The 16685-nt window shown below is 69.3% G+C and carries 10 protein-coding genes and 1 tRNA gene; 5 read left to right on the top strand and 6 right to left on the bottom strand.

What is annotated here, in order from left to right; translation table 11 throughout:
* Positions 1-183 precede the first annotated feature (183 nt).
* The 3 genes from ACNUDN_RS24660 (at position 184) to topA (ending at position 4113) form a co-directional block, all read left to right on the top strand.
* Positions 184-387: a cold-shock protein gene (locus tag ACNUDN_RS24660; RefSeq protein WP_003882601.1), complete on the top strand. Its 204-nt coding sequence runs from the start codon at positions 184-186 to the stop codon at positions 385-387.
* A gap of 159 nt (positions 388-546) precedes the next feature.
* Entirely contained in the window at positions 547-1137 is a 591-nt protein-coding gene (locus ACNUDN_RS24655) for a hypothetical protein (protein ID WP_419124336.1), read from the top strand.
* Between the two features lie 135 nt (positions 1138-1272).
* The gene (gene topA / locus ACNUDN_RS24650; RefSeq protein ID WP_419124335.1) at positions 1273-4113 is read left to right on the top strand and encodes a type I DNA topoisomerase; all 2841 of its coding nucleotides are present in this window, start codon (positions 1273-1275) and stop codon (positions 4111-4113) included.
* A gap of 7 nt (positions 4114-4120) precedes the next feature.
* Here topA and ACNUDN_RS24645 read toward each other — a convergent pair whose 3' ends face one another.
* Positions 4121-5824 carry an adenylate/guanylate cyclase domain-containing protein gene (locus tag ACNUDN_RS24645; RefSeq protein WP_419125296.1) on the bottom strand — a complete coding sequence of 568 codons (1704 nt, stop codon included), beginning with the start codon at positions 5822-5824 and terminating at the stop codon, positions 4121-4123.
* On the opposite strand from ACNUDN_RS24645, the gene ACNUDN_RS24640 reads away from it, so the two are divergent.
* Entirely contained in the window at positions 5823-7037 is a 1215-nt protein-coding gene (locus ACNUDN_RS24640) for a DNA polymerase III subunit delta' (protein ID WP_419124334.1), read from the top strand. The two genes, ACNUDN_RS24645 and ACNUDN_RS24640, sit on opposite strands and share 2 nt — an antisense overlap.
* Before the next feature lie 74 nt (positions 7038-7111).
* Positions 7112-7187, top strand: a tRNA-Thr gene (locus ACNUDN_RS24635).
* A 34-nt stretch (positions 7188-7221) separates the two neighbouring features.
* Here the strand turns inward: ACNUDN_RS24635 and ACNUDN_RS24630 are convergent.
* From ACNUDN_RS24630 to ACNUDN_RS24610, 5 genes are read right to left on the bottom strand one after another with little or no spacing between them, the layout of a single operon-like run.
* Positions 7222-9003, bottom strand: coding sequence for a hypothetical protein (locus ACNUDN_RS24630; RefSeq protein ID WP_431961185.1), 1782 nt, complete (start codon positions 9001-9003; stop codon positions 7222-7224).
* Positions 9000-9992 carry a UDP-glucose 4-epimerase GalE gene (galE, locus tag ACNUDN_RS24625; protein ID WP_419124333.1) on the bottom strand — a complete coding sequence of 331 codons (993 nt, stop codon included), beginning with the start codon at positions 9990-9992 and terminating at the stop codon, positions 9000-9002. Before galE ends, ACNUDN_RS24630 begins: the two co-directional genes overlap by 4 nt.
* Entirely contained in the window at positions 9989-11275 is a 1287-nt protein-coding gene (locus ACNUDN_RS24620) for a hypothetical protein (protein ID WP_419124332.1), read from the bottom strand. Before ACNUDN_RS24620 ends, galE begins: the two co-directional genes overlap by 4 nt.
* Positions 11272-12618 (bottom strand): M1 family metallopeptidase, encoded by a 1347-nt coding sequence (locus tag ACNUDN_RS24615; protein ID WP_419124331.1) that lies wholly within the window; start codon positions 12616-12618, stop codon positions 11272-11274. The genes ACNUDN_RS24620 and ACNUDN_RS24615 overlap by 4 nt, the downstream gene beginning before the upstream one ends.
* Complete coding sequence (locus ACNUDN_RS24610; RefSeq protein ID WP_419124330.1) at positions 12615-16568, bottom strand: Pls/PosA family non-ribosomal peptide synthetase; 3954 nt, start codon at positions 16566-16568, stop codon at positions 12615-12617. The genes ACNUDN_RS24615 and ACNUDN_RS24610 overlap by 4 nt, the downstream gene beginning before the upstream one ends.
* Positions 16569-16685: the final 117 nt, after the last annotated feature.

The raw sequence follows: 16685 nt of genomic DNA, 5'->3' as shown, positions 1-16685 counted from the left end.
CGCAGCTTCTGTGTTCGTGTATCAGCACTCGCAGGAACGACGTTGCGATCGCGGTTCCTGCGAGGGTTGTAGGTCGGGTCGAGTTCCGAGCACTCCACGAAGGTATGGCGGTCGGAACGGGCCCGGTCTGCCGAAAGACGGCGGGCCGCACCCGGTGAAATATAGAGAAGGAAAGTACGAAAGATGCCACAGGGAACTGTGAAGTGGTTCAACGCGGAGAAGGGCTTCGGCTTTATCGCCCCCGAGGACGGCTCCGCTGACGTTTTTGTCCACTACACGGAGATTCAGGGTTCCGGCTTCCGCACCCTTGAAGAGAATCAGAAGGTCGAGTTCGAGGTCGGCCAGAGCCCCAAGGGGCCCCAGGCCACCGGCGTTCGCGCCATCTGAGCGGGCCACCAAGACCTCAAGACGCCCCCGCGCCGTCCACACCGGATGACGCGGGGGCGTTCTTCGCCGTTCTGTGCGCCGGGGGTCCGTCGGCGCACCGCACGCCCGCGGCGGCCCGGTAACCCGGCTGCGCGGCCGGGCTGGCCTAGGGTCTGGGGTGTGAGCCAGCTGTCCTTCTTCTCGGCGGAGTCGGTGCCTCCGGCGATCGCCGACCTGACGGGGATGCTGGCTGCGCCCGGACAGGTTGTCCTCGTCGGCGGTGCCGGGGAGCACGGCGCGCGCCTCTCGGTGGTGGTCGACGAGCTGTGGCGGGCCGAGGGTCTGGCCGAGATGATCGCCGACGCGGGCCTGGAACCTGAGATCGCGCGCACCGACGAGGACAGCCCGCTGGTGCGCACCGCGGTGGACGCCCGACTGGTCGGGATCGCCGCCGAGTGGACCAGGGGAGCGGTCAAGACGGTGCCCCCGCAGTGGCTGCCCGGACCGCGCGAACTGCGGGCCTGGACGCTGGCCGCGGGCCGGCCGGAAGACGACCGCTACCTGCTCGGCCTGGATCCGCACGCTCCCGACACACATTCGGCGCTTGCCTCGGCGCTGATGCGGGTCGGGATCGCGCCCACTTTGATCGGCACCAGAGGGTCGCATCCGGCTTTGCGAATCAGCGGCCGTCGACGGCTATCGCGCCTGGTAGAGAACGTGGGGGAACCGCCGCAGGGCGCCGCTGCGTTGTCGCAGTGGCCACGGATCTAGCCGGTGGCCGTCGCCGCACCGGCGGGGTGACGGTTTGCGTCGGCAGGCCCGGGGTGCGAAATTGTCAGTTGCCGGAGCGGGCCGCATGAGTAAATGCACTCCGTAGGCAGCTGAAGAAGTGGGAGCTGGACAAAGGTGGCTGACGAGGACCGCGACAGCGGCGGAGGCGGCTCTGCGCCGCGCACGCGTAGGGGGAACGGCTCGGTGCGGCGACTCGTCATTGTCGAGTCGCCGACCAAGGCGCGCAAAATCGCAGGCTATCTGGGGTCCAACTACATCGTCGAATCGTCGCGCGGGCACATCCGTGACCTGCCGCGTGCCGCCGCCGACGTCCCCGCGAAGTACAAATCGGAACCGTGGGCGCGTCTCGGCGTCAACGTCGACGCCGACTTCGAACCGCTCTACATCATCAGCCCCGAGAAGAAGAGCACCGTCGCCGAGCTCAAGGACAAGCTCAAGAACGTCGACGAGCTCTATCTGGCCACCGACGGCGACCGCGAGGGCGAGGCGATCGCCTGGCATCTGCTCGAGACCCTGAAACCGCGCATCCCGGTCAAGCGGATGGTGTTCCACGAGATCACCGAGCCGGCCATTCGCGCGGCCGCCGAGGACCCCCGCGACCTGGACAACGACCTGGTCGACGCGCAGGAGACGCGCCGCATCCTGGACCGGCTGTACGGCTACGAGGTCAGCCCGGTGCTGTGGAAGAAGGTTGCGCCCAAGCTGTCGGCGGGCCGCGTGCAATCGGTGGCCACCCGCATCATCGTCCAGCGCGAACGTGAGCGCATGGCGTTCCGCAGCGCGGGCTACTGGGATGTCACCGCCGAGCTCGATGCCAGCGTGTCCGACGCGCAGGCCAGCCCGCCGACCTTCACCGCCAAGCTCAACACCGTCGACGGGCGCCGGGTGGCCACCGGGCGCGACTTCGATTCCCTCGGTGCGGTCAAGAAGCCCGATGAGGTGCTCGTTCTCGACGAGGCAGCCGCCAACGCGCTGGCCACCGGTCTGCGCGGCGCGCAGCTGTCCGTCGCCTCGGTCGAGCACAAGCCGTACACCCGCAAGCCCTACGCCCCGTTCATGACCTCCACGCTGCAGCAGGAGGCCGGCCGTAAGCTGCGATTCTCGTCCGAGCGCACGATGAGCATCGCGCAACGGCTGTACGAGAACGGCTACATCACCTATATGCGTACCGACTCGACAACGCTGTCGCAGTCAGCCATCGATGCCGCCCGCAATCAGGCCCGCCAGCTCTACGGCGAGGAATACCTGCACCCGACGGCTCGCCAGTACACCCGCAAGGTCAAGAACGCCCAGGAAGCTCACGAGGCGATCCGTCCCGCCGGTGACGTGTTCCAGACCCCGGGCCAGTTGCACAGCCAGCTCGACACCGACGAATTCCGGCTCTACGAGCTGATCTGGCAGCGCACCGTCGCCTCGCAGATGGCCGACGCCCGCGGCACCACGCTGTCGCTGCGTATCGCCGGAGCCGCACGGACGGGTGAGCAGGTGGTGTTCAACGCCAGCGGCCGCACCCTGACCTTTCCGGGCTTCCTCAAGGCCTACGTGGAGAGCATCGACGACCTTGCCGGTGGCGAGGCCGATGACGCCGAGAGCCGGCTGCCGAACCTCACGCAGGGCCAGCGCGTCGATGCCAAGGACCTCACGGCCGACGGCCACAACACCTCACCACCAGCCCGTTACACCGAGGCCTCGCTGATCAAGGCCCTCGAAGACCTCGGAATTGGTCGGCCGTCGACCTACAGCTCGATCATCAAGACCATCCAGGACCGCGGCTACGTGCACAAGAAGGGCAGCGCCCTGGTGCCGTCCTGGGTGGCGTTCGCGGTCATCGGTTTGCTGGAACAGCATTTCGGTCGGCTCGTCGACTACGACTTCACCGCGGCCATGGAGGACGAGCTCGACGCGATCGCCGCGGGCAACGAGCGAAGGACCAACTGGCTCAACAACTTCTACTTCGGTGGCGAGCACGGCGTGGACGGTTCCATTGCCCGGGCGGGTGGCCTCAAGAAGCTCGTCGGCGGCAACCTGGAAGAGATCGACGCCCGAGAAGTCAACTCCATCAAGCTGTTCGACGATGCCGAAGGGCGCGCGGTCAATGTCCGCGTCGGTCGCAACGGCGCCTACCTCGAGCGGATGGTCGTTGATACTGAAGCTCCGGACGGCCCTTTGAAACCGCAGCGGGCCAACCTCAAAGATGAACTGACGCCCGACGAGCTGACCCTGGAGCTTGCCGAAAAGCTCTTCGCCACACCGCAAGAGGGCAGATCTCTGGGTGTGGACCCGGTGACCGGGCACGAGATCCTGGCCAAGGACGGACGGTACGGGCCCTACGTCACCGAGGTGCTGCCCGAGCCTCCGGATGACGGTGAGGCCGGGGCGACGGCGAAGAAGGGCAAGAAGCCCACCGGCCCCAAGCCGCGCACCGGATCGCTGCTGCGGTCGATGGACCTGGAGACGGTGACGCTGGAGGACGCGCTGCGCCTGCTGTCGCTGCCCCGAGTGGTCGGAGTCGACCCGGAGAACGGCGAGGAGATCACCGCGCAGAACGGCCGGTACGGGCCTTACCTGAAGCGCGGCACCGACTCCCGGTCGCTGGCCACCGAAGAGCAGATGTTCGATATCACCCTCGATGAGGCGCTGAAGATCTACGCCGAGCCCAAACGGCGCGGTCGGCAGGGCGCGGCCACCCCGCCGCTGCGTGAGCTCGGTGTCGACCCGGTGTCGGAGAAGCCGATGGTGATCAAGGACGGCCGGTTCGGCCCCTACGTCACCGACGGGGAGACCAACGCGAGCCTGCGCAAGGGTGACGACGTGCTGTCGATCACCGACGCCCGCGCCTCGGAGTTGCTGGCCGATCGCCGGGCTCGTGGCCCGGTGAAGAAGGCGGCGAAGAAGACTCCCGCCAAGAAGGCCGCCAAGAAGGCGCCGGCGAAGAAGGCGGCCAAGAAGGCCTGACCCGGGCTCAACCCCGGTCGCCAGCGACTTCCTGGTCGGCGGCGACTTCCTGGTCGGCGGCATCGCGGTGCGACATCAGGTTGACCGGGCGGGCCAGCTGTGTCGGCGCCGTGCGGCCCCGCAACTCGACGATCTCACCGACGTCCCAGCACAGGGCCTCGGCATCGAGCGCGTCGGCCACCGCGATGGACGAGGCCAGCACATGTCCCGGTTCGAGTTTGGCCAGCTCGGTCAAGCGGGCGGCCTCGTTGACCGGGTCCCCGATCACGGTGTACTCGAAGCGGGCCTGGGCCCCGATGTGTCCGGCGATGGCCCGGCCCGCCGATACGCCGATGCCGAATTCGGTCTCGCCGAGCACCCTGATGAGCTCGTCATGCAGCTCGCGGGAAGCCGCCAGCGCGGCCCCGGAGGCGTCGGGATGCTCGATCGGTGCGCCGAAGATGGCCAGCGCGGCGTCGCCCTGGAACTTGTTGACGAACCCGCCGTGCCGATTGACCGTGTCGACGACGACCCGGAAGAAGTCGTTGAGCAGGTTGACCACCTCGGCGGCCGGGATGGTCGCGGCGAGGCGGGTGGAGCCGACCAGGTCGACGAACAGCACCGCGACATCGCGTTCCTGACCGCCGAGCTCAGTTCCGCGTTCCAACGCCCGGCGTGCGACGTCTTCGCCCACGTAACGGCCGAACAGATCGCGGAGGCGTTGTCGTTCGGCCAGGTCGCGCACCATGTCGTTGAAGCCGGCCTGCAGCAGCCCGAGCTCGCTGGCGTCGTAGATCTGCATGTGCGCGTTGTAGTTGCCGCGCTGCACCTCGCCCAGGGCCCAGCGCAGCTGACGCAACGGGTCGGCGATGGACATCGCAACCAGCACCGTGCTGGTCAACCCGATCACCAGGCCCACGATCGCGAGCAGCAGGATCGTGGTGATCAGCCGGTCCGCCGGCGCGGTCAGCACTTCGAACTTGCTCGCGATCAGCGCCAGCAGAATCGCCAGCAGCGGTACCCCGGTGGCCAGTACCCACGTCAGCACCTGGCGCAGGATGACCCCGGGGGCGCGGAAGTTCTCCGGTACGCCGCCGCGCAGCGCCGCCACTGCCACCGGCCGCAGGACCCGCTCGGACTGCAGGTAGCCGATGATCGCGGTCGCGGTGGCGCCCAGGCCCGTGGCGACCGCCACCACCGGGGCCGACTTGCTGGCAACCGGCCAGCTGGCCACGATGAACACCACCGAACCGAGCAGCCAGTTCGTCGCGCTGATCAGCGACCGGTAGAACGGCATCTTGAGCGCCCGCATGCGGGCCACCTCGGTGTCGGCGGGGTCGCGGTCGCCCAGCAGCATGTCGCGGCGCTGCCAGCGCATGACCGGGATCAGCATGCGCAGGGTCAGATACGAGGCCACCGTGAACGACACGAACAGGTAGCCCAGGAAGATCGCCAGGTTGTAGGCGGGCAGATCCTGCAGCTGGATACGGTCCTCGGGAGGCAGACCGAACCGGAGGAAACCCAGGACCAGCAGGGCGCCGATGATGTCGGCCTGCAGCATGCCCAGCGTGAACACCGGCCACGGGGTGCGCGCGACCCAGCGGACGAATGCACTGATTCGTCCGATCTCGATCGGTTCGGCGGCCACCCGCTTACCGTATCGGGCTCCGCTGACGCGGAAGTGGCGTCTGGGACTGACGTGTCGGTTCGCAGCATTACTGTTATCGGCGATGGCCGGTGTTTTCTCGCGTCTGGTGGGGCAGGACGCAGTCGAGACGGAGTTGATCGCCGCCGCGCGCGCAGCCCGCGGTGATACGGCTCACAACGACGCCGACGGTGTAACAGGAACCATGACGCACGCCTGGCTGATCACCGGGCCGCCCGGGTCCGGACGCTCGGTCGCCGCACTGTGCTTCGCCGCCGCGCTGCAGTGCACGTCCGCGGGCCCGCCGGGGTGCGGTGAATGCCGGTCTTGTTCGACCACGATGGCGGGGACGCACGCCGACGTACGGCGCATCATCCCCGAGGGACTGTCGATCGGCGTCGATGCGATGCGGACCATCGTGCAGATCGCGTCGCGCCGACCCGGCACCGGCCGGTGGCAGATCGTGGTGATCGAGGACGCTGACCGGCTCACCGAAGGCGCGGCGAACGCCCTGCTGAAAGTCGTCGAGGAACCGCCCCCGTCCACGGTGTTCCTGCTGTGCGCGCCCTCGGTCGACCCTGAGGACATCGCGATCACGCTGCGTTCCCGCTGCCGCCACATCGCGCTTGTGACACCTCCGGTGGACGCCATCGCCCGGGTGCTGATGGAGGCCGACGGGTTGCCGGAGCGCGACGCGGTGTGGGCCGCCTCGGTCAGCGGCGGTCACGTCGGGCGGGCGCGCCGGCTAGCCACCGACGAACAGGCCAGAGAGCGGCGTCAACGTGCCCTCGGGCTGGCCCGGGACGCAGCCACACCGTCACGGGCGTACGCGGCCGCGGAGGAGTTGGTGGCCACCGCCGAAGCGGAGGCGAAGGCACTCACCGAGGGCCGAAACGAGGCCGAGGCCGATGAACTGCGCACCGCGTTGGGCGCCGGCGGTACCGGTAAGGGCACCGCGGGCACCATGCGTGGGGCCGCCGGTGCGCTCAAAGATCTGGAGAGGCGACAGAAATCCCGGCAGACGCGGGCGTCCCGGGACGCCTTGGACCGCGCGCTGATCGATCTCGCGACCTACTTCCGCGACGCCCTACTGGTGGCTTCCGGTGCCACCGATGTGGTGGCGAATCACCCGGATATGGCGGACAAGGTCGCGGCGATGGCGGCGCACGCGCCCCCGGACAAGCTGCTGCGCTGTATCGAGGCCGTGCTGGACTGCCGGGAGGCGCTCGCGGTCAACGTGAAGCCGAAGTTCGCGGTGGACGCGATGGTCGGCACCGTCGGGCAGGCCCTGCGCAGCTGAGGTTCGAGCGCAGCGACCGGGGTTCAACTTGGGCCGCTGGTGGGCCCTGCCGTAGACTCATGCCGCCCGACAGCGCCGCCTTAGCTCAGTCGGTAGAGCGATTCACTCGTAATGAATAGGTCGGGGGTTCGATTCCCCCAGGCGGCTCCACACGCTTTCCCGCGAATGTGGTCCGGCCACGTCGTCAACCCGGCTGCGGGGCAAGGAAACCGACCGGACCCGATGCCAGGCAGACCGACAGCGCGGCCGTGTTCGCGCTGACGGTGATCGCGTCGCCGGCCCCCGGCAGCCGGACGTAGACCCGGTTGAGGCCGGGGCGGACCGGAACCCTGACCTCGTCCCCCTCGGACAGCGCCACCGTCATCGAGCCGTCGCTGTTGCCCAGATAGTTCAGCTCCACCGTCCAATCCGCAGGCAGCAGCGGGCCGTCCAGCGGCATCCGAACCGGGAAATCGGGCTGCACCAGGTACCCGCATTGCGGGTCGGGTCCCTGGCGGATGCTGCGCACCCACGTCACCTGGGCGTCGACCACTTTGCCCGCGACGTCGAGCATGCGGAGATCTGTTGTGGAGGAGGAGAATTCGGGGCGGTCCGGGAGCAACGCAAACATGTGTGAGGCCAGATTCTCCGGCCACGCCACCCGCTGCAGCACCATCGGATCGACCTCCTGGTCGAGCATCGGGGCGTTGGAGGACGCATGCGCCTGCGCCAGCCCGACGCGGGCATTCGTCAGGTAGGGCTGCGCGGGGTTGTCCCGCCAACTGGTCAGGAACGTCGCGGTCGAATACAGGCTGGCGGCCACGAAAGCCACTCCGAGACAGCTGGTGGCCAACGCACGCCGGCGTGACGCGTCGAGCCAGCGGGTTCGCTGCCGATTCGGTGCGCACAACCCGACGGCGGCCAGCAGGGCCAGCACCACGACGAGGTCGGGTAGATAGCGCAACGTCTGTGCCAACTCCAACGCGGTGAATCGTGACGACCGCATCAGGTAGATCGGCACCTGGCAGGCCACTGCGTAGCCCAATGCCGCCAGCCACACCGCGGCGATGCGCTGCTTGCGCAGCACCGACACCGCCACGACGACTCCCAGCGCCATCCAGCCCAGAACCATCGCCGCCGCCGGCGGGGTCGCCCACGGCGATGCCGGGGCCCATCGCTGCCACTCCCAGGGTCCGCCCGCCAAACCGGGCACGATGCCGTGGGTGAACGAGCGGGACAGCAGATCCCACGTCATCGCGAGGTCGAAACTCCACCGCTGCTGATCGACCACCAGCAGGTAGACCCCGATCCACGCCGCCGTCACCGCCAGCGCGGCCGTCCACAGCCGCCGTCCCCGCCACCAGACCTGCCGCACGGTGAGCGTGCCGGTGACGTGGCCGTAGAGCGCCACCAGGGTGAATGCGACGAACGGGATGATCGCCGACTTCTCGAAGAACAGCAGGCCGCCGAAGAACACCAGCGCACCGGTCAGCGCGTACCGCTGGTTGCCGGTACGCACCAACAGCATCGCGTCGGCGCACACCCAGGCCATCGCGGCCAGCATCGGCAGTGAGTTCAGCGCGGCCGCCCACCAGGCGAACCCGGGCACCGCCAGCGGGGTGAAAAGCGCGAACGTCAAGGGCACCAACAGCACCGGACGCCAGCCGAGAAGCACATGGAGCGCGCGGAGCAGCGCGAGCGCGGCCAGCAACGTGAGGGCCACCAGGCTGATGGCCGGGCCGACCCAGTCCAGTGGCGCCAGCCGGGTGATCGACCCGGCGACCAGGAACGCCGCCGGCATCACATGTCCGTCGTGGTCGTCGAACAGATAGCCCGGTGACAGCAGTGGTTGGGTGCCTGCGCGGCCGACCAGGATGAGGTCGTCCCAGTAGAAATAGCCGCCGAAGGCCAATACGGCCCGGATCACCACATGCAGCGCGATCAGCGCCGCCGCAGTGCGGGCAACCCAGTTGCCGGCGCCTGTCAGGAGGCCGCCCCGACGGACGGGTAGGACTGACCGGCAGCCCGGCGCGCCGACCAGGCCGAGGCGACCATATCGGTCAACGTGTGCCGCATCCGCCAGTCCAGGTCCCGGGCCGCGAGATCGCCGGCGGCCACGATGCGCGCCGGGTCGCCGGGCCGGCGAGGCACGATCTCCGGTTCGAACTCGATGTCGGTCACAGCCCGCATGGTGGTCATGATCTCCCGCACCGAGGTGCCCGACCCGCTGCCCAGGTTGTAGACCGGTTCCAGATGCTGCCCCGCCTCGAGTCGGCGCGCGGCCGCGACGTGCGCCGCGGCGACATCGGCGACGTGGACATAGTCGCGCACACAGGTGCCGTCCGGGGTCGGATAGTCGTCGCCGTTGATCCGTGGAGTCTGCCCGCGGTAGAGCATGTCGAACACCTTCGGGAACAGGTTGAAGGGGCTGACGTCGAACACATCGTCAGAACCTGACCCGACGACGTTGAAATAGCGCAGGCTGGTGTGGTGAAACGGGCCGGCGGCACCGACATCACGCAGCAACCACTCGCCGATCAGCTTGCTCTCGCCGTAGGGAGATTCCGGGCGCGTCGCAGTTGATTCGTCGACGATCTCGGTGTCGGGGGTTCCGTAGGTGGCGGCACTGGAGGAGAACACGAACTTGTCGATTCCGGCCGCCGTCGCGGCGTCCAGCAGCGTGATCATCGCGGACACATTCTGTCGATAGGTGTGCAGCGGCCGCTTGACCGATTCGCCGGCGTATTTGTAGCCGGCGATGTGAATCACTCCGGCCACGTCGTGCGCGGTGAGCGTGGCGCTCACGGCGGCCGCGTCCAGCAGGTTGGCCTGCACGAACGTCACCCCGTCGGGAACGAACCGGGCCAGGCCGGTTGAGAGGTCGTCGATGACGACGATGCCCAGCCCGGCGTCGCGCAATGCGCGCACCACGTGGGCGCCGATGTAGCCGGCGCCGCCGGTCACCAACCAGGTCACGGTGTCTCCTTCGTCGTCGCGCGCGGCTCGGTGGAACCGACGGGTCGGTATGCCACCGTAACGAGTGCGGCCAGGTGCACCGCGATGCCCAGCAGCGGACCGCACAGCAATGCGACCACCGTGCGCACCTCGAGCTGCAGCGGCAGCAGCAGGAGCACAGTCGAGGCCACGGTCGCGATCACCCAGCCTGCGGCATAGGCGCGGTGCAGCGCCGCGGCGACCGTCGCGGCACCGGTCAGGGTCAGCAGCGCGATCGCCGCCGCCGCCGCGGTCAGCCAGGCCAGCAGCGCGCCGTCGGCGTGGTACTGCGGGCCGAACGCCTCGCGCAGCAGCCACGGCCCGAATGCCCAGGCCAGCGCGACTCCCGCCGCGCCGAGCGCACCGACCAGCGCAGCCGGTGTGATCAGCGCCCGGAGCCGGTGTTCGCGCTGATCGACGAAATGCGCGATCAGATTGCCCTGCATCGCGGTGAGCGGAACCAGCAGCGGAGCCCGGGTCAGGGTGACCGCCAGGATCACCACGCCACCGGTGGCGCCGAGGTCGCCGGAGGTGGCCTTCAGCAGCACCGGAAACCCCATCACCAGGACGGCGCTGGCACCCGCGGCGGCGATGGAGTGCCCGGCGCCGCGCAGGAAGGTCGCCGTGCCGCCGGGGGTCAGCAACCGGGCAGCCGCCCTGGTGGTCGGGGACACCAGCAGCATGAGCAGCCAACCGACGGCGCCCGCGACCGTCGCCCACAGGTAGCCACCCAGCCCCCAGCCGACGGTGAAGCTCATCGCGGCGACCGCGACCCGCAGCACGGCGTCGGTGACCATCAGTGCGCCGTACTCCGACCAGCGGTCCATCCCGGCCAGCGCCCCGAGCAGCGTGGTGTGCAGGCAGAATCCGGCCAGTCCGGCGGCGAGCAGGATCACGCTGAGGGTGCGGTACTGGGCGAACACGCCGCCCGCCCACACCGGCGAACTGATCACGATGGCAGCCGCCGCGACCAGCCCGACACCCGCGGCGACCCGCACCGGATGCGTGCGCCTGCCGTGCGGGTCAGCGGTCGGTGAGCGCACCTCGCGGGTGGTTTCCTGCAGCAGTCCGAATGCGGCGCCGCTGACCAGCCCGAACGCGCCCCAAAACACCCCGAACACCGAGAAGCCGGCCGGTTCGAGGTCGCGGGCTGCCAGGTAGAGCACCGCGTACCCGCACAACGCCGACATCGCTGTGGCGGCCCCGACCCGGACCACGCTGCCCCGGGTGACCGCACCCGACGGCCCCGCGGTCGCGTCGGTCATGGCCTGTCGTCCAGCGCGGGGACCCCCGGCGAGTACAGCCATGCCGCCCACAATGGGCGCAGCGAGTCGTCGGTGTGGCGAGCGGCCAATCCGATGAAATCGTCGGTGACGACGCTGGAATGCCGGTAGCGGTCTGTCCAATCCTGCAGCAGCGCAAAGAAATCGGAGTCGCCGAGGCGCTTTCGCAGCGCGTGCAGGGTGAGTGCGCCGCGCTTGTACACGCGGTCGTCGAACATGTCGCGCGGACCGGGATCGGCCAGCACCAGGTTCTGCGGTGAGTTCTTCAGCCGGGCGTGATAGTGGCGGGCCCACTGGTCGGCGCTGCGCTCTCCGCAATGCTCTGACCACAGCCACTCGGCATAGCAGGCGAATCCCTCGTGCAACCAAATGTGGCGCCACCGCTGCACGGTCACCGAATTGCCGAACCACTGATGTGCCAGTTCGTGGGCGATCAACCGCTCCGATGTCCGGCGTCCGTCGCAGTGGTTGGCGCCGAAGATGGAAATCCCTTGCGCCTCAAGAGGTATTTCCAGAGCGTCGTCGGTGACCACCACGGTGTACCCGGTGTTGAGCGGATAGGGGCCGAACAGCTTGATGAACAGTTTCATCATCTGCGGTTGTCGGCCGAAGTCGTAGTCGAACTCGTCGCGCAGCCGGCGCGGCAGCACCGCGAACATCTCGACGCCGTTCTTGGTCATCCGGTGCCGTTCGTACAGCCCGACCTGCAACGTGATCAGGTAGGTCGAGGTGGGTTCGGATTGTTCGTACACCCACGTGGTCATGCCGGCCCGGGCGCGGCGGCCCAGCAGCTTGCCGTTGGCGATCGCGAAATAGGGGCTCTCGGTGGCGATCTGGATGCGGAAGCTGGCCTTGGCGCTGGGATGGTCGTCGCACGGAAACCACGACGACGCTCCGTTGGGCTGACCGGCGACCAGTGCCCCGTCGGTGAGCTCCTCGAATCCCACCTCCCCCCACACGGATCGGGTGGGGCGGGGGGTGCCGCCGTAGCGCACCGCGACCGTCATCGCCGCACCTGCAGGTAGCCGCTCGGCCAGGGTGATGTGCAGTTTGCCGGCCGAAGCCCGGTAGTGCGCCGGGCGTTTCCCGTTCACGGTCACCTTCGCCACCGACAGCGCTGCGGACAGATCGAGCGTGAACGTCTTCAGTTCGGCCAGCGTGACGGCGGTGATGGTGGCCGCACCGGCGAGCCGGTTGATCGCGACCTTGTACTCCAACTCCAGCTCGTAGCGCGACACCCGGTACCCGAAGTTGCCGCAGGCCGGCAGATATGGATCGATGACGGGTACGGCGCTCTTCTTGGCGGCCCGTTTGCGTCCCGTCACGCGGCCGTGGGCTTCTTGGTTTTGGCCTCCGAGCCCTCGGATCGCTTCTTGCGCGACGGCAGCCACGGCGCGATCGGGTTGCCCTGCCACCGCGTCGACGGCGGCACCTCGTCGCCGCGCATCACCAGCGAAGCCGGCCCCACGGTGGCCCCTGCGCCGATCCGTGCGGCGGGCAGCGCCACACAATGCGGACCCAGTGTCGCACCCTGCTCCAGCACCACCGTGTCCATCCGCATGATCCGGTCGTGGAACAGATGCGTCTGCACCACGCACCCCCGGTTCACCGTGGCGCCTGCATCGAGGGTCACCAGATCCGCCTCGGGAAGCCAGTAGGTCTCACACCACACACCACGTCCGATCTTCGCGCCCAACGCCCGCAGCCACAGGTTCATCACCGGCGTACCCGATGCAGCGCGCGCGAACCACGGCGCGGCGACCGTCTCGACGAAAGTGTCCGACACCTCGTTACGCCAGACGAACGGTGACCACAGCGGGTGCTCCACGGCGGCGATACGGCCCACCACAAGCCATTTGGCGATAACGGCGACTGCCCCGGCGACCGCGCCCGCGGCCAGCAGGACCAACCCGGCCGTCAGTGCCGCCCAGAACCAGCCGAACGACGCGGCCAGCAACTGCAGCGTCAGCAATACCGCCACCCCGATCGCGAAAGTGACCACGACGGGCACGAACCGGAACGTCTCGACGACGGCGCGCAGCGCTTTCAGACGGCCGGACGGGTGGAAAGTGCGGAGTGCGTCGGCGGCGGTGGGTTGGCGACGCAGCCGGACCGGCGGGCTGCCCAGCCACGACGACCCGGCCTTGGCCTTGTACGGGGTGGCCGACAGCACGGCGACCAGGCCGTCGTCGGGGACGCGCCGCCCGGGTTGGGTGATGCCCGAGTTGCCCAGGAACGCGCGCTTGCCGATGGTGGCGCGCGCGACGTGGATCCATCCACCGCCGAGTTCGTAGGAGGCGACCATGGTGTCGTCGGCCAGGAACGCCCCGTCGTCGACGACGGTGAATTTCGGGATCAGCAGCGCGGTCGAGATCTCGGTTCCGGCACCGACTTTCGCGCCGAGCAGTCTCAGCCACCACGGTGTGAGCAGGCTCGCGTAGATCGGGAAGAGGTAGTTGCGGGCGGCATCCATCAGGCGTTCGGTCGCCCACAGCTGCCACCCGGCGCGGCTGCGCACCGGGTGGTAGCCCTCGTCGAGGCCGAGCGCGAGCAGCCGCACCCCGACCACCGTGACCAGCGCATAGACCAGCAGCGCCGCGGCGGTCGCGGGGATCAGCCACAGCAGGGCCGGCACGACTGCCGACGGCACCGAGGCGGTGTCGCGCACCCCCCAGCCGATCACGGCCAGGCCGGCGGCCAGCGCGGCCAGCGGGAGCGCGCCCAGCAGCACCGAGGTGACGCCGTACACGGCCACCCACACCGGCGCCCTGGGCGGGCGGTGATCCGGCCACGGGTGTTTGGCCTTACCGGATTTGGTCGCCGGTGAACCCTTCCAGTACTGGCCGTTCTTGACCTTGCCGATGACCGCCGAGCCGGGCGCGACATCAGCGTTCTTGCCGACGACGGCCCCGGGCAGCAGCGTGGTCCTGGCGCCCACGGTGGCGTCGTTGCCGACCGTGATCGCGCCGACGTGGAACAGGTCCCCGTCGACCCAGTGCCCGCTCAAGTCGACCTCGGGTTCGATGGAACAGCGATGGCCGAGCGTGAGCATCCCGGTCACCGGCGGGGCGGAGTGCAGATCGACGCCCTTGCCCACGCTGTTGCCCAGTGCGCGGGCGTAGTAGACCAGCCACGGCGCCCCGGCCATGTTCTCCGCGCCACTGGCCTCGGCGAGCCGCTCGGCCAGCCACACCCTCAGGTGCACCGAGCCGCCGCGCCGGTAGGTGCCGGGCGCCAGATCGCCGACCAGCACGCGCGCGCCGAACACCGCGATGCTCATGCGTCCCGGCGGCGTGACGAACAGCAGGAAGCCGGCGAGGATCCACCACCAGTTGACCGGTGTCGCCCATTGCACCAGCGACAGCGCCGCTGCCACGTTGTTGGCGACCGCGAGCCACACCACCCATTGCATTCCGGTGAGCATCGCCAGGGGCACCGTCAACGCGACCTGGACGGCCTGGGTCAGGCGCGACACCGGCCGCACCACCCGGGTCTCGACGGCCGGCGGCGGAGCCAGCTCGTCGAGATAACCGGCGAGCGAACCGAGCCGAGGATGGTCGTAGAGGTCGGCGACGGTGACCTGCGGGTAGCGCTGACGCAGCGCGGAGACCAGCTGCGCCGCCGACAACGACCCGCCACCGAGCGCGTAGAAGTCCGCCTCGGGTCCGTCCACCGGAGCCGCCAGCACCTCCCGCCACAGCCCGGCCAGCCACCCCAGCGTGCCGCCCAGATCGGCGCCCTCGTCGGTGTCGGCGCTGCCGACCGGCCACGGCAACGCATCGCGGTCCACCTTGCCCGAGGTGCGGGTGGGCAGTTCGTCGACGACGACCAGGCGGGGCACCAGTGCCGCGGGCAGTGACTCGGCCAGCCGGGTGCGCGCCTCGCCCAGGTCGAAGGTGCCTTCCAGGCCGGGCGCCACCGCGATGTACCCGACCAGCAGCGGGGTCCCCGACGCGGTGCGGCGCACCGCCGCCGCGCCGCCGCTGACTCCCGGCAGGTGCACCAGCGCGGTGTCCACCTCACCGAGCTCGATGCGCCGACCGCCGACCTTGACCTGGTCGTCGGCACGGCCGACGAAGTACAGGCCCTCGGGCTCCAGGCGCACGAGATCCCCGCTGCGGTAGGCCCGGTTCCACAGCGCCAGGGGGCTCGGATAGGGCAACGGAGCGTACTTCTCGGCGTCCTTGTCTGGGTCGAGATAGCGCGCCAGTCCCACCCCGCCGATGACGAGCTCGCCGACCTCACCGATGCCGACCGGGCAGCCCTCTTTGTCGACGACCGCGAGATCCCACCCGGGCAGCGGCCGCCCGATGCTGACCGCGCTGCGGCCGTCCAGGCGCGCCGCGCAGGCCACGACGGTCGCCTCGGTGGGTCCGTAGGTGTTCCAGACCTCCCGCCCGACCGAATCGGGCCCGGCGGCCAGGCGTTCGGCAAGTTCGGGCGGGCAGGCTTCGCCGCCGAAGATCAGCAGCCGCACCGCCTCCAACGCCTCGGCCGGCCACAGCGCCGCCAGGGTCGGCACGGTCGAGACCACCGTGATGTCCCTCGACACCAGCCACGGGCCGAGGTCCATGCCGCTGCGCACCAGCGATCGCGGCGCGGGAACGAGGCAGGCGCCGTGCCGCCACGCCAGCCACATCTCCTCGCAGGACGCGTCGAACGCCACCGACAGGCCGGCGAGCACGCGGTCCCCGGGGCCCAGCGGGTTCTCCCGCAGGAACATCTGTGCCTCCGCGTCGACGAACGCCGCCGCATTGCGATGCGTGACCGCCACCCCTTTGGGTGTGCCCGTCGATCCGGAGGTGAAGATGATCCACGCGTCGTCGCGGCTGAGCGGGGCCGTGGCACGCCATCCCCGTGACGATCCCGGCCCGCGCACCAGTCCGCGTTCGGTGATCACCGCGACGACGTCCGCCTCGTTGAACACCAGGTCCGCTCGCTCCTGCGGATCGTCGGCGTCGACCGGCACGTACGCCGCGCCGGTAGCGAGTGTCGCCAGTATTGCGACGTAGAGCGCGTAATTGCCCGACGGCATCCGGATCCCGATGCGGTCGCCCCGCCCGATTCCGCGGGCGCCGAGCCAGGCCACGCTGTCCTCGACGTCGGAGATCAACTCGGCGTAGGTGAGCTGCACGGTGCCGTCGTCGAGCGCAGGGGCGTCGGGGTAGCGGTGTGCGGTCTCGTAGAGGATGGCGATGAGGGTGCGCGGTGGCGGCGCGAACTCCGACAGCAGGTATTGAGAGGGGATCTCGGGGGATCGATCCGCGGCTGTCACGGGTACAAACTACTAAGCGTTGGGGGTCGCTTCGCGCCCTCGGGGCGCTCGTTTCGCGTGTCGGGCGACTGCCTGGCACAATGAGCGGCTTGGAGGGGAGTATTCCTTCGTCACGGC

The organism is Mycobacterium sp. smrl_JER01, assembly GCF_048513595.2.
In the GTDB taxonomy this organism is placed as follows: domain Bacteria; phylum Actinomycetota; class Actinomycetes; order Mycobacteriales; family Mycobacteriaceae; genus Mycobacterium.
Note: the sequence above shows the minus strand (reverse complement) of the source record. Positions and strands in the feature narration are given on the sequence as shown.